The organism is Parafrankia sp. Ea1.12 (assembly GCF_900465275.1).
GTDB classification, from domain to species: domain Bacteria; phylum Actinomycetota; class Actinomycetes; order Frankiales; family Frankiaceae; genus Parafrankia; species Parafrankia soli.
In genome coordinates, this window is sequence record NZ_UBIZ01000295.1 from 94,810 (window position 1) to 108,139 (window position 13,330).

At 72.0% G+C, this 13,330-nt stretch carries 12 protein-coding genes; 4 read left to right on the plus strand and 8 right to left on the minus strand.

Going from position 1 to position 13,330, the window contains the following annotated elements:
• Positions 1-4: 4 nt before the first annotated feature.
• Positions 5-931, minus strand: coding sequence for an NAD(+)/NADH kinase (locus FMEAI12_RS14980; RefSeq protein WP_112106488.1), 927 nt, complete (start codon positions 929-931; stop codon positions 5-7).
• Positions 928-1,992 (minus strand): SPFH domain-containing protein, encoded by a 1,065-nt coding sequence (locus FMEAI12_RS14985; RefSeq protein ID WP_071059762.1) that lies wholly within the window; start codon positions 1,990-1,992, stop codon positions 928-930. The genes FMEAI12_RS14980 and FMEAI12_RS14985 overlap by 4 nt, the downstream gene beginning before the upstream one ends.
• A gap of 99 nt (positions 1,993-2,091) precedes the next feature.
• On the opposite strand from FMEAI12_RS14985, the gene FMEAI12_RS14995 reads away from it, so the two are divergent.
• Positions 2,092-3,027 carry an NUDIX domain-containing protein gene (locus tag FMEAI12_RS14995; RefSeq protein WP_235014014.1) on the plus strand — a complete coding sequence of 312 codons (936 nt, stop codon included), beginning with the start codon at positions 2,092-2,094 and terminating at the stop codon, positions 3,025-3,027.
• Positions 3,028-3,333: 306 nt separating this feature from the next.
• On the opposite strand, the gene FMEAI12_RS15000 is transcribed toward FMEAI12_RS14995, so the two are convergent.
• The 6 genes from FMEAI12_RS15000 to FMEAI12_RS15025 all read right to left on the minus strand — a co-directional run bounded on the left by FMEAI12_RS15000 (position 3,334) and on the right by FMEAI12_RS15025 (position 10,008).
• On the minus strand, positions 3,334-3,603 hold the full coding sequence (locus tag FMEAI12_RS15000) for a hypothetical protein (RefSeq protein WP_020572301.1): 270 nt from the start codon (positions 3,601-3,603) through the stop codon (positions 3,334-3,336).
• Between the two features lie 108 nt (positions 3,604-3,711).
• A complete protein-coding gene (locus FMEAI12_RS15005; RefSeq protein WP_112106489.1) occupies positions 3,712-4,824 on the minus strand; it encodes an EamA/RhaT family transporter in 1,113 nt (370 codons plus the stop codon).
• A 172-nt stretch (positions 4,825-4,996) separates the two neighbouring features.
• Complete coding sequence (locus tag FMEAI12_RS15010) at positions 4,997-6,169, minus strand: glycosyl hydrolase (RefSeq protein ID WP_071059765.1); 1,173 nt, start codon at positions 6,167-6,169, stop codon at positions 4,997-4,999.
• A complete protein-coding gene (locus FMEAI12_RS15015; protein WP_112106490.1) occupies positions 6,166-7,257 on the minus strand; it encodes an NAD(P)-dependent oxidoreductase in 1,092 nt (363 codons plus the stop codon). Before FMEAI12_RS15015 ends, FMEAI12_RS15010 begins: the two co-directional genes overlap by 4 nt.
• Entirely contained in the window at positions 7,254-8,390 is a 1,137-nt protein-coding gene (locus FMEAI12_RS15020) for a DegT/DnrJ/EryC1/StrS aminotransferase family protein (protein WP_071059767.1), read from the minus strand. Before FMEAI12_RS15020 ends, FMEAI12_RS15015 begins: the two co-directional genes overlap by 4 nt.
• Positions 8,391-9,270: 880 nt before the next feature.
• Positions 9,271-10,008 (minus strand): metallophosphoesterase, encoded by a 738-nt coding sequence (locus FMEAI12_RS15025; RefSeq protein WP_112106491.1) that lies wholly within the window; start codon positions 10,006-10,008, stop codon positions 9,271-9,273.
• A gap of 207 nt (positions 10,009-10,215) precedes the next feature.
• Here FMEAI12_RS15025 and FMEAI12_RS15030 point away from each other — a divergent pair, with 207 nt between their 5' ends.
• The 3 genes from FMEAI12_RS15030 (at position 10,216) to FMEAI12_RS15040 (ending at position 13,326) form a co-directional block, all read left to right on the plus strand.
• Positions 10,216-11,082, plus strand: coding sequence for an amidohydrolase family protein (locus FMEAI12_RS15030; protein WP_112106492.1), 867 nt, complete (start codon positions 10,216-10,218; stop codon positions 11,080-11,082).
• A 77-nt stretch (positions 11,083-11,159) separates the two neighbouring features.
• A complete protein-coding gene (locus FMEAI12_RS15035) occupies positions 11,160-11,669 on the plus strand; it encodes an MSMEG_0572/Sll0783 family nitrogen starvation response protein (RefSeq protein WP_071059770.1) in 510 nt (169 codons plus the stop codon).
• Between the two features lie 451 nt (positions 11,670-12,120).
• On the plus strand, positions 12,121-13,326 hold the full coding sequence (locus tag FMEAI12_RS15040) for an MSMEG_0568 family radical SAM protein (protein WP_112106493.1): 1,206 nt from the start codon (positions 12,121-12,123) through the stop codon (positions 13,324-13,326).
• Positions 13,327-13,330 lie beyond the last annotated feature (4 nt).

Sequence of the window (13,330 nt, forward strand, 5' to 3'; positions counted from 1 at the left end):
TGCGTCAGATGAGGTTCAGCCGCCGGTCCGCCATGCCGATCGTGAGGCGTTGGCCCCAGGTGAGAGCCACCGAGTCGGTCTCGATGCCGTCACCGAAGACGACCAGACGCTCGGATTCGACCAGCAACTCGAGCCGGACCGCTCCGACAAGGAGCCCCTCGGTGCAGGCCGTCCCCGTGGTCGGGGACGGCCACGCCTCACGGGTGAACCAGATCAGGGCGGGCGCCTCGCCGGCCGGCAGGTCCAGGGCACTGTACCGCTCGCGCCAGACGGACCGGCACCACCCGGTGCTGCCCGTGCCGGTGCTGACGATCAGGCCGGACGATGCCTGCCGCTCTGTCGTGACTCCGTCGTACCCGGGCGCGCGCAGGAGGTAACGGGCCGTCTGGTGGCCGGGGTCCCCGATGTAGACCTCGTTCAGGGCACGCACGACCTGTCCGTCGTCGGAGCGTGCCTCGACCATGGTGAGGTGGCGCAACGGGCCGCCGGCGCCGCCCGCGCCGCCCGCGCGCCGGAGCGCTTCGGCGACGGCCAGCAGGCGCCCGGTCTCGCCCGGCTGGTGCCGGACGAGCACGCCGGGGTTGCGCGAGGGATCGGCGTCGATGCCCACGACGGGCTGGTCGTCGACGTACTTGGCGACGTTGGCGACGAGGCCGTCCTGGCCGACACAGATGATCACATCCTCGGGGTCGAACAGGAAGCGGTCGAGGTCGGCGCGCTCCACCTCGCCGCGCCGCCAGCTCGGCGGCACCGCGGCGGCCACCTGGCGCCGCGCCGCCGTCTGGGCGGCGTGCCGGGCCTCCACCTCGGCCATGTCCCGGCCCCGCGACCGCAGGAAGAACTCCGCCTGGCCACGGGTGCCGTGGTGCTCCAGCAGCTCGGTGTACTCGGTGCGCCGGTGGACGATCACCGCGCGCGGGGCGAGGCTCACCGCTCGCCGCCGGCCGGGACGGCGGCCGTCAGGCCGGGCCGGGCGAAGCGGGCGAACGCCTCGGTGAGGACGTCCGGCGTGATGGTGAGGGCACCGATGTCCGGCAGGTGGTCGGCCAGGTCGCGCACGGCGAGGGCGACCAGCGTCGCCGTGTCCATGCCGGCCAGCGCGCCGACCCGGGCGGCCTCGGCGTCGGCCTCGGCCGCGCCGACCAGGCGGACCGCGTCGGCACGGGCGGCGGCCTCCAGCCGCACCCGCTCGGCCTCGGCGCGGGCCGCGGTCTCGGCCCGCTCGGCCTGCGCGGTGGCGCTGATCCGCGCCGCCGCCGCCTGCTCGGTCATCCGGCGTTGCTCGTTGGCGCCTTCCTGGACGACGAGCTGTTCCCCGCGGCGGGCCAGCTCGATTTTGCTCTGCAGCTCGTTCTCGCCGATCCGGCGCTCCTGCTCGACCGCCAGCGCGCGGCGGCTGTAGGTGGCGCGGTCGGCCTCAGTCTGGATCTTTTCCCTGGTAGGGGTGCCCAGTGCCTTCTCCACCTCCGGCACCGGCCGGATGGCGACGACCCGGACACCGACGAGCGCGATCCCGGTCTGGGCGAGACGGGCGTCGCCGCCGAGGCCCTGGCCGACGCGCTGGCGGACCGCCGCGACGCCGTCCACCAGGGCGTCGGTGAGCGGCATGCGGACGAGCTGGTCGGCGGCGTACTGCTGGGCGGTCTCCGTGATCATCTCGGCGAGCCGGGCGAGCGGGTCCTCGCGCCAGCTCCCCAGCTCGGGGTCGATGCCGAAGTCGAGACGGCTCGCGGCGAGCGCCGGGTCGGCGATGCGGAAGGTGACCGTCGACTGGACGGCGACGTCGGCGAAGTCCGCGGTCCGGGCGTGGAAGACGACCGGAAGCTCCCGGTCGTCCACCGGGACCTCGCTGATCACGGCCGTCCGCGGCCGGTACCAGAACACCAGGCCGACGCCCTCGTGGGCGACGGCGGTGCCCCGCTGGTGGCGGATGTACGCCGTCGGGGTGCCACGCAGGTGGCGCAGGAACAGAACACGGCTGATATCGGCCATCGCCGAACCTCCTCACACTCTTATCGTCGAACTGACGATAAGAGGGACTGTAGAGCCCTACCCCCCTTTTCGTCAACCTGACGAGATACCATCGCCGCCATGACCACGCCGCCCGCCGCCGGCTCCCGCACCGCGCCCGGCTCCCGCCCCACGCCCGGCTCCGGCACCCCGTCCGAGTCCGGCGCCACGCTCGACTCCGGCGCCGCGCCTGGTCCGGCCGAGATCCTCCCGGCCGAGATCGTCCCCGTTCCGCTGGCCGTGGATCTCGTGGTGCTCACCGTGCGCGATGACACTCTCTGTGTCCTTCTGGTGCGGCGCGGGATCGAGCCGTTCGCGGGGCGATGGGCTCTGCCCGGCGGGTTCGTCCGGCCCGACGAGGATCTCGACGCGGCCGCCGTCCGCGAGCTACGGGAGGAGACCGGCCTGGCGCGCTCCACCGGCCATCTCGAACAGCTCGCGACCTATGCGGACCTGGACCGCGACCCGCGCGGGCGGGTGGCCACGGTCGCGTACCTGGCGCTCGCGCCTGACCTTCCGGTTCCCGTCGCCGGCACCGACGCGGCGGCCAGCCGGTGGTGGGCGGTCACCGACATCCTGCGAGCCGGCTCGGACGGCGACTCGGGCGCAAACGGTACGGACGGCGGCACAGGCGAAGGCGCGGGGAGCGCGGACGGCGGCGCGGGCGGGGACGGCCGCGCGGTCGGCGGGATGACCGGGCTGGCCTTCGATCACGCCAGGATCCTGGCTGACGGGGTCGAACGTGCCCGTTCAAAGATCGAGTACAGCCCGGTGGCGACGGCGTTCTGCCCGCCAGAGTTCACCGTCGCGCAGCTTCGGCGGATCTACGAGATCGTCTGGGGAACCCGGCTGGACCCTCGCAACTTCCACCGTAAGGTCACCCGCACGGCGGGCTTCCTCGTCCCGACCGGACGGACCACAACGCGGGACGGCGGCCGTCCGGCCGAGCTCTTCACCCGCGGGGACGCCCGCCTGCTGCATCCGGCGATGCTGCGGCCGGAACCCGGAGACCGCTGACCCGCCCAGCACCGTGTGTCGCCCGGGACCAACGCCCCGGAACGGCTCAGGAGCACCGAGACGGAACAGGCAGCGCCAATGCGGTCGTACCTGTGGACTCGCTCACGCGATGCACACTTCAAGAAACCGTTAGTAACGCATCGCGTGCCGAGCGTGAGACAGTCGTTGTGGCCGGCCGCCCGGGTTCACCCCCCGATCGCCCGGGCGCCCGGCCGTCCATCCGAGTGAGGCGCACCAGCAGCCCCGGCCACGAGCCGGCGCCGGCAACAGCGACGTGCACCGGAAGGCCCAGGAACCGCAGCGGGCTCAGTGCAGGGCGGGCGGTTCCGCCGCGCGGGACACGTCCTGGTCGAGCGCCGCGCGACTGAGGGCCGCCGTCCAGCGGTGGAAGTCAATCAGTGATGCGCGCGGCTCCTGGCGCCACAGCGCCTGGGTCACGTAGGCGGACAGGCCGTTCGGGCCGACCCGGCGCAGCACGACCTCCAGGAGATCGCTCGGCAGATTGACCGAGACGACCCGGTACCCCGGATCCTGGTATCCCGCCGCATCGTCGAACCCCGAATCGTCCGCGTACACGCGATCCACCAATCCCGGCCGAGCGGGGCCGCACCTCGAACGCCTGCCGCGATGCCCTCACCGACCCACGGGCCCACGGGACATTTCGCCCATGAGCCCCATCCTGACTCAGCTCTGCGCACTCCGCAATGGGTCCATGACCACGCCGAACCTGTCGGCCGACCCGTGCGCGGGCGCGCCGCCCGGGGCGGTTCCGCCGCCGTCGTAGCCGGCTCCCGTCCCGGGAACAGCCCAGTCATCCTGGTCGGTGGCACCGTCGAGGGGACGATAGCCGTCCTCGTCGGCGGGGTCGTAACCGGCTCGGGGATCGACGACCGGCTCGTCCTCGACCGACCGGTTGGCGGCCATCCGGTCGCGGCCGAGCGCGCCGATGCCGGCGGCGACCATCACCAGCGAGACGACGAAGGCGAGCAGGCGCGGGCCGTCCGGCGCCGGCTCGTCGAACAGGGTCAGCCCCAGGGTCACCGGGAGGAACGCCGAGACCCCGCTGGTGACGGGGAAGGCGATGACCGCGGCCCGGCCCTGCAGGCCGCGCTGCTCCAGCCCGAGGGCCAGCACGGAGAACAGGATGAGGACGTAGGGCGTCGGCGTGGACAGCAGGTCGATGAGCGTCGAGTCGCTGTTGCGGCGTTCGTGCACCGCGAGCCCGATCTGGCGGGTGGCCAGGGTCGCGATGGCATAGCTGACCCCGGCGGCCAGCCCGAACCCCAGCGCGGCCCCGGCGACCTGCCGTTTCGCCGCGGCCAGGTTCGCGCCGAACGCGCACAGCAGCGAGAAGATCAGCCCGAGCACCAGGAAGGCGAGCAGGACGCCGTTGCCCGCCGGGCTGCCGACCTCCGCGTTGCGGTGGAAGGCGTAGGCGAGCAGCCCGACGCCGGCCACCATCAGGCCCACGCCGCTCCAGCCGACCCGGCTGATCTGTTCACCCAGCGCCCGGCGCGCGAGCAGGGTGAACACGATCATGTCGAGGGCCATCACCGGCGCGACGAGCGCGACCGGCGCCACCGACAGGGCGTAGACCTCCAGCAGGAACGAGCCGGCCTCAACCCCCAGGCCGATCAGCCACAACGGCCGGGTGGCCAGCCGGGCCAGCAGGCCGAGCCCGAGGCCGGTACCGGCTTCCTCCCTCCGGGCGGCCATCGCCTGTAGCAGCGGCGCGACCCCGTACAGGGCCGCCGAGACAATGGTCGTGGGCAGCCCGATTACGAGCGCCGTGTTCATGCGCGGCTCACCATCGCAGCGTCCCATCCGCCGACACGGGCGGCCGAGCCAGGGTGCGCCGCCCCAACGGCGGCGACCCCGGCGGCATCATCTCCCACAACGCGACGGCTCCCCCAGCACATCTCATGACGTATTGACTTTCATGGCACCTGGCCCACCCGCGCGCGCGGCATCACCAGTGGACGCCCAGTCCGATCTGGGCCAGCGCCGCACCGAATGCCTGCTCCCAGGCCTGTGGGCTGACGGCGACCCGCTGCGAGGGCGGCTTGACCCGGTCCAGACAGGCCAGGGCCGACCGGGTCAGGGACAGCGAGTCCGTACTGGTCACCTCGGCATGGCCGCGGTCGAGCTCCTTCTGCAGGTTGTCCCGCCCGTGGCCGGGGACGACGTCCATCAACAGCAGGTCGCGCCCGATCACGCGAGCCTCGCTGCACGTGTCCCCCGACGAGGTCACCACCAGGTTACTTGCGGCCATGAGCTCGGGAATCCGGTTGGTGAATCCGAACGGGATCACCCGGTGGTCGCGCTGCGCGAGGGCGGACAGCCGCGCGGCCAGCTTCTCGTTGCGGCCGGCGACGGCGAGCACCCACACCCCGGCCGCGGCGAGCGCCTCGGCGGCCTCGACCAACGGGCCGAGGCCCCACGATCCGGACATCAGCAGCACGCACCGGCTCTCCAGCGGGATGCCGAGATTGCCCCGGGCCTCCTCCTGGGTCGGCGGGTCGTAGAACGGCGTCCGCACCGGGGTCGGCACCACGGCGACCCGGGCCTGCGGGGCGAACCGGCGCACGTAGCGGGCCGCGGTCTGGGACGTCACCAGGAACAGGTCGGTGTTGTCCTGCACCCAGATGCGGTGCACGCAGCAGTCCGAGGAGAACACGGCCGTGGTCATCCCCGGAAACTCCGACTTCAGCCGGCTGACCGCCGCCGCGGCGGAGGCGAAGATGGAGATCACCAGGTCGGCCGGCTCGGCCCGGATGTCCTCGCGCAGCCGCGGCACGAGAAAGTGGCTGGACGTCCGCTCGATGGCCCGCGCCACCCGCCCGCCCGTGCGTAGCTGCGAGAAGTGCAGCGCGTCGTACACCCCCGGGACGGCGATCAGCCCACGGAAGGCGTTCTGCCCGAGCGTGCCGTTGCGGCCGTCCGTCATGCGCAGGCAGTCCGCGGTGCGGGTGTGGAACCCGCGGCGCTCCAGCGACGTCGCGCAGGCCTCGGCCATCACGTCGTGGCCCATTCCGAGGGAGCCGGAGAGCAGCAGCACGTTCCCGCGCCGAGACCCGGGCTCGCTCTCCGCCGTGACGTCGTCCATGATCCCCTCGATCCCGTCCATCTTCGACACGCTCATTCCGATGAGGTTGCGGAGACGCCGAGATCCCCGATCGACGGCGCAGTCACCGCGGGTGGCTGCCGGTTCGCCTGATACCACTCGATGTACTGCCGGACGCCCTCCAGGAACGGCGTCGTCGGGCGCCAGCCGAGAAGGCCGGCGGCCCGCTGCGCGGAGATCTCCCGGCCGCGGAAGTCCCCCGGCCGGGCTGGCATGTGCTCAATCTCCGTCCCGGGGAAGTGCCGCTGGACGGCCTGGGCCATCTCCAGCACGCTCACCGGCTCGTTGCCCTCCAGAGCGAGGGTGGTGTTCGCCGCGGAGTCGGCGAGCGCGAGCACGTGCGCGTCGGCCAGATCACGGACGTAGACGTAGTTGCGGAACTGCAGGCCGTCGCCGGCGACGGTCAGCGGCCGGCCGTGCACGGCGTTGTGGACGAACCTGGCCAGCACCAGCTCGTCACGCATGCCGGGGCCGTAGGGGATGCCGTACCGCAGGATCGTGAACGGGAGCCCGTAGGTCTGCTGGTAGCTGTGCAGGAGCAGCTCGGCCGCGAGTTTGGTCGAGGTGTACACGTGCCCGGCTCGCGCGAGCACGATCTCGGCGTCCTCGGTGAGCGGCGCGGGCCGCGGATGGTCACCGTGCCCGGCCGGAGCGGGGACGCTGCCCGCCGCGAGCCCGGACGGCTGCTCGGTCGGTTGCGCGGGCGGCTGAGCGGGCGGTTGCTCGGTCGGTTGCGCGGGCGCGTCGGCCACGGCGCCGTAGACCCAGACGGTGCTCGCGAACACGACGCGGCGCACGCCGGTGCGCCGGGCCGCCTCGCACACCTTGCCGGTTCCCTCCACGTTGAGGCGCACCGTGCGCACCGGGTCGGCGAAGGCGAAGTCGACGTTCGACATTCCGGCGATGTGAAAGACGACGTCCACGCCCGTGAACGCGTCGACGAGCGCCTCGAGCTCGAGAACGTCGATCTCGCGGTAGGCGGCACGCGGGTCGGGCCGCCTGCAGGTGCTCAGGTCAAGCGACAGCACCTCGTGGCCGGCGTCGAGCAGGCGGTCGACGACGTGACCGCCGATGAATCCGGATCCTCCCGTGACGGCTATCTTCATCGCCGGGCACCGTCCAGTTCCATTCCGTGGACGACGGCACGGAATGCCGAGATGACATGTTCGGCCTCGGCGTCGGTCATGTCGGAATGCAGTGGCAGGCAGACGTGCCGCGCGCAGATGTCCTCGGCCACCGGCAGCTGGACCTGCGCATACCGCTCGAACACCGGCTGCTGGTGCAGCGGGGCTTCGTACACCTCACCCGCCATGGAGACACCGTGTCCCTCCCGGATCTCCTTCTTCACCTGCGTCCGGTCGACGCCCCGGGAAAGAAGAACCGGGTACTTGTAGTAGTTGGTGACGCCGCCCTCGACCGCCTGCGGCCGTTCCACGCCCAGTTCGTCGATCGCCTGGTCGTAACGGGCCGCGACCCGGCGGCGGCGGGCCAGGAAGTCGTCGAGGTGACGCAGGTGGACGCGGCCGGTTGCGGCGTGCACCTCACTCATCCGCCAGGCGTACCCCTCGCGGATGTGAATGTTGCCGAGGAATCCCGCCTTGCCCTGGTCACGATAGAGGAGGGCTTCGTCGCGCAGCCGGTCGTCGGATGTGACGACCATTCCACCCTCACCGCACGTGATCAGCTTGGTCGGGTAGAAGGAGAACGACCCCGCCACCCCGAAGGAACCGGCGTGCCGGCCGGCGAGACTTGATCCGTGCGCGTGGGCCGCGTCCTCGACGAGCACGATGCCCCGCTCGTCGAGGAGGCCACACAGCTCGTCGATGTCCGGCGGAATCATGCCGCCGATATGCACGACGACGACGGCTTTCGTCCGCGGCGTGACGGCTGCGGCGACAGTCTCCGGGCTGAGCGCGAAGGTGTCTGCGTTCACATCGGCGAAGACCGGTGTGCCGCCGGCACGGAGAACCGCGAACGCGGTGGCAGCAAAGGTGTTCGTGGGCACGACGACATCGAATCCGCCCACGCCGATGCTTCTTAGGATGATCTCGAGGGCGGCCGTTCCGCTGTTCACGGCGACGGCGTGGCGCGCGCCGTGCATGGCCGCGAACGCCGCCTCGAATTCCTGGGTGTGCGCACCGAGAGTCAGGGCACCGGTCGAGAGGACCTCGGCCGCGAACGACGCGACCTCTGCGCGGTCTTCTGGCGAGAACACGATGCGCGCCGCGGGGACCTGCACCAGTTCAACCCCCCTAGGTCAACGAGCCTATTAGCTGTAGTCAGTCGCGCACGCAGCGCGAGCAGCTTCGAACGCTACCGGCTCGCCCCCGGACCGGCTCGCAACATCGCGAAACCTGACCATCCGAACTGGTCGAAACCAAAGGTCCGGTCCGCCCAGATCGCGTTGATTTGCACCGGACCCTGCCGTTGGCAGGCTACAGACCCCCGACAGGGGGTCGGCCGCTACTGCCGCGTCGATGCCGCGACAACCCCGTCGACACATCACCGCACGCCTTTTTCCTTCACCTGATCCCCACCGCAACGTAACCGTGCACAGTGTTTGCGCGACACACCGCAACCGAGGCCAGACGATTGCTACTCATCAGGATCAGTCGGGTTCGTGTTGTCATCACCAGGATGAACGCGGATCACCAAATGGGTAGGCCCGATCGGTGTCGGGCATCCGACGGCACGACAACTCCCCCAGGCGCTCACCCACCGCCCGGACATCTGCCTAACAGGCATCCGGCTGGCAGACGCCGAGTTGCCACCCACCCGCCCGACATACGCCCACAGACGGCCGGTAGCACGACGAGGCCGAGCGCTCACGGCCGGTGCGGGACGCGGCGGGGATGAGATCGGCTGCGCGCTCCGGGCCACACCCGGGGCAGCGCACGCGGATGCGGAACAATGCCCGGCGACAGGTTCCATCGGCATGCCACCGACATTCGGCACGGGGGGAAGAAGAAGTCCCGGCGATCGCGCGGCTCCTTGCGTACGGGGGGAACGCAGGGAGTGCGGAGATCGCCGGGACTTCCATTCACTTTACGACCCCCAGATGGCAGACGCGACAGGACTAAAGTCCCAACCCTGGCCCGAACCGTGGCCCGGCGGCGGGCTCACGCCTCCTCGAAGACGACCTCGCCGCGATCCGCGTCGAAGAACAGCCAGTTGGAGGGCCGCCCGATCGCCGGGCCCACGTTCACCACGACGGTGACCGGATCGGGCCCCGCGACGCGTACCGGCACCGGCACCCCGGAGACCACCGGGACGGACCGGACCGCTCCGGACCGCCCGGCGCCGGGGAACCGCGGCTCCCCGGCCCGCCCGCTCTCGGCCCTGGACTCGGGTTCGCGCTCGGGCTCGGGCGCGGGCTCGGCGCTCCAGCGGATCTCGAAGACGGCCCGGTGGTGGGTGTGCCCCACCAGCACCAGCGGGACGGCCGGCACGTCGCGGGCGCGGGGGACGAACGAGCCCGAGCCCGGATCGACATCCCAGCCGATCTGGTGGCCGTGCATCCCGACCGCGCAGTCCACATGGGTCATCGACACCCCGGACAGCAGCGGTGCCAGCAGCTCCGGCACCTGCTCCGGAGCGAGCAGGTCCCGGATCCGTTCCTCCTGGTTGCCCAGGATGCGCCGCAGGTCGGCGAGCTCGGCCCACAGCTTGGGGTCGGGATCGACGACCTCGTCGAGCGGCCAGAACCGCCCTGGATCGTGCCGGCGCATGGGCACCTTGGCCTCCAGGTAGTCACCCAGGCAGACCACCTCGTCGACACCGACCTCGTCGGCGGCGGCGAGGACCCGCCGCAGGGCCTTGCGTTTTCCGTGCAGGTCGGCCATGACCGCGTACCGCATGCCATCCAGCTTGCTCCGCAGGCGGGAGGCTGGACGGCGCGATCAACAGAAAGATCACATCGAGTGGACAGAGGAACAGCTCCGACTACCCGGAGGGGTCACCACAGGACCAGGCCAGGGCTGCCGAGGGACCAAAAAGAGCCAGTGGCGCGACCGGGTTGTCACGTTGGCCACACACGGGAAACACCAGGGTGCTTCACTGCCACCGTGCCGCGACCGGACGTACACGATGCGCATCGACATCTCGGGGTGCTGCCGGCCCACCCCTATTACGGTGGACCGCCGGTGGTCCCCGACGTCCGCGCCCGGGCGACGATCGCGCAGCTGCGCGCGGACCTGGACGCCGAGCGGACGTCCGCGGCCGTGGTGATCCCGAACTACGGCGTGCCGAAGCCATCGGTCGCCTTCGGGTTCAACGAGCTCTGTGTCGAGGCGGCCCAGGTGGACGAGCGGATCCTGGCCGGCCTGTGGGTCTCGGCGCGGCCCGAGGACACCGAGGCCACCGAGCGCGCGCTGGCACTGGCGGGCGAGCGGGGCGTGGTCGCCCTCAAGCTCAGCTTCCTGCTGGGCGGGGACGTCACCGACCCGGCCTGCCGGAGCCGGCTGGACCGGATCTTCGCCGTCGCCCGCGCGTACGACCTCGTCGTGCACGTCCACACCTCGCCCGGGGGTGCCGCCGACGTCGACCGGATGGGCACACTGGTCGACGACTACGCGGCCGAGGTCGCCGTCCATCTGGTCCATCTGGGCGGTGGCCCGAGTGGGCACATCAAGCTGATCGGCGGTCGCTTCTTCGACTGGGTCGCCGCCGGGCGCCGGGTCTACACCGACGCGAGCTGGGCGGTCGGCTTCGCGCCGCGGTGGTTCGCGGCGGAGGTGGCCCGCCGTGGCCTCGGCCACGACCGGCTGCTGTTCGCCAGCGACGAGCCGTGGAGCGACCACGAGGGCGAGCTCGCCCGGCTCACCGGTGCCATCGGCGACCCGGAGCTCGCCCGGAGGGTCCTCGCGGAGAACTTCCGCGACCTGTATCTGCGCGAACGGACACCGCGACCACACCCAGCGACTACTTGGTAACCGTCGGGCGGCCAAAATGCAAGTAGTCGATCACAACCGCCAGATTGAGACACACGGAGACCGAGACAGGAGCACGCATGGAGCTGACGGAGCTGGAGCGCCAGAGCCTTACCGAGGTTCCGCACCCCTCGCTGCCGCCCGGGAGCAACCTGTACGGCTCGACGAAGCTCTTTCCCGACTACCAGGCCGAGGACGGCGAGTCCTACCTGACGCTCGTCCACGGCATCGCGCACGAGTCGTCGGTGAGCTTCGTCGCGATCCTCCAGGCCACCCGGGCACTGCGCAAGGGCTTCGAGTCCGTCATCTACTTCTACGGGCCCGGCGCGATGAACTGCATGGCCACCCGCGGGTTCCCGCACACCGGCGACTCCGCGTTCGCCGGCGAGCACAACATCAACGCCCAGATCGAGACCTTCATCGAGGAGGGCGGCAAGGTCTACGTCTGCCGGTTCGGGCTCTCCCTGCACGGCCTGCGCGAGGAGGACCTCATCGAGGGCGTCATCCCCGCGCACCCGCTCGACATCCAGGACTGTGTCATCCATTACACCCGCAAGGGCGCGATCGTGAACTCGACGTACATGCTCTGACGCCCCGCATCCGGCTCCAGACGCTCCCGGCTCCGCACCGCCGGCTCCGCTCACCGCGGGCTCCAGCCACCGCAGGCTCCGATCACCGCGGGCGGCTGCCATCTGCCCCGCCCGGAGCCGGGACGTCCGGTGCCGGACGCACCGGCGTCCGGCCACACCGCACCCCAGCGACACCGCCCCCAGCCACAAGCATCGCGACACCTCCGCACCTCGCCAGTACCCGGCACCTCGGCGTACCGGGCCCCGCGGACATGGGCCCCGCAGGCATGGGCTCCCGCGCGTCCGCGCGCCGGCCGGCACCTCAGATGCCTCCGAACCTCAGATGCCTCCGAACTTCAGGTGCCTTCGAATGTCTCCACCCCGATATCTCCACCCCGATCTCCCGCCCAGGCCCACAGGCGCTGCCCCACCCGCGACCGGGCCGGGCGCGGATTCCCGACGGGAGACACAGATGAGAAACGGTCCGGCGGCCGAACACCGGCCTGACGACGGAGCCGAGGCCCCCGTGTGGGCCGAGGCCGCGGCCTGGCTCGGCGAAGCATCTGACCGGCCCGAACGGGCGGGCGGCCCCCTGGCCCCCGTGGGCGCCCGCCCGTCGGGCGGACTCGACCTCGCGGTCCGCAGCGCCGTCGCCGTCCGTGGGGTGCGCGTCGCCACCCCGGTGCGCCGCCGCGGCGGCGCCGGTCCGAGCGACGACGGCCACGTCGTCGTCGCGGGCCGGGGACTGGCCCTGCCGATCATCCCCAGCAGCCCGTACTCCGTCGACGCCGGCCGGCTGCTGCTCGACGGTGTCGACCTCGGCATCGAGGCCAGGCCGGTGCGCCGGCCGCGCTTCTACGACCTGAGCACCGCCGACGGCGTCCCCTACTCCCAGCTCGCCCGGCTGCACGGCGCGGACGTCCTGGCCACGACGGTGCTGCAGACGTGTGTGCGGTACCGGGAGCCGGAGCGCTGCCGGTTCTGCGCGATCGAGGAGTCGCTGCGGGCCGGGGCGACCACCCGGCTCAAGACCCCCGGGCAGCTCGCCGAGGTGGCGCTGGCCGCCGTGCGGCTCGACGGGGTGCGCCAGATGGTGATGACCACAGGCAGCACCGCCGGCCCGGACCGCGGTGCCTCGCTGCTCGCCGAGTGCGTGCGGGCGGTGACGGACGCCGTCCCGGGGCTGCCCGTCCAGGTGCAGTGCGAGCCGCCGGCCGACCCCGCGTTCATCGGTGAGCTGCGCGCGGCCGGGGCGAGCACGATCGGCATCCACATCGAGTCGCTGGACGAGGCCGTCCGGCAGCGCTGGACGCCCGGCAAGGCCACCGTCTCGGTGGAGCGGTACGAGCGGGCCTGGGCCGAGGCCGTCCGGGTGTTCGGCCGCAACCGGGTGTCGACATACCTGCTGATCGGGCTCGGCGAGGATCCGGACGAGCTGGTCGCCGGCGCCCGCCGGCTCATCGCGATGGGCGTGTACCCGTTCGTGGTCCCGTTCCGCCCGATGGCGGGCACGCTCGCCGAGCGTGACGGGGCGCGGGCACCCGAGCCCGCCCTCGTCGCGGATGTGACGGCCCGCGTCGCCGCCGAGCTGCGCGCGGCCGGCATGCGCGGCGCGGACCAGGGCGCGGGCTGCGCGGCCTGCGGGGCGTGCTCGGCCCTGCCCCAGGCCGGGGGGTGACCCT

Excerpts from the sequence above, each read along its gene's own strand:
- FMEAI12_RS14985 (WP_071059762.1), bottom strand. The coding sequence starts at position 1,992 with ATGGCCGATATCAGCCGTGTTCTGTTCCTGCGCCACCTGCGTGGCACC.
- FMEAI12_RS14995 (WP_235014014.1), top strand. The coding sequence starts at position 2,092 with ATGACCACGCCGCCCGCCGCCGGCTCCCGCACCGCGCCCGGCTCCCGC.
- FMEAI12_RS15005 (WP_112106489.1), bottom strand. The coding sequence starts at position 4,824 with ATGAACACGGCGCTCGTAATCGGGCTGCCCACGACCATTGTCTCGGCG.
- FMEAI12_RS15010 (WP_071059765.1), bottom strand. The coding sequence starts at position 6,169 with ATGAGCGTGTCGAAGATGGACGGGATCGAGGGGATCATGGACGACGTC.
- FMEAI12_RS15015 (WP_112106490.1), bottom strand. The coding sequence starts at position 7,257 with ATGAAGATAGCCGTCACGGGAGGATCCGGATTCATCGGCGGTCACGTC.
- FMEAI12_RS15025 (WP_112106491.1), bottom strand. The coding sequence starts at position 10,008 with ATGCGGTACGCGGTCATGGCCGACCTGCACGGAAAACGCAAGGCCCTG.
- FMEAI12_RS15035 (WP_071059770.1), top strand. The coding sequence starts at position 11,160 with ATGGAGCTGACGGAGCTGGAGCGCCAGAGCCTTACCGAGGTTCCGCAC.
- FMEAI12_RS15040 (WP_112106493.1), top strand. The coding sequence starts at position 12,121 with ATGAGAAACGGTCCGGCGGCCGAACACCGGCCTGACGACGGAGCCGAG.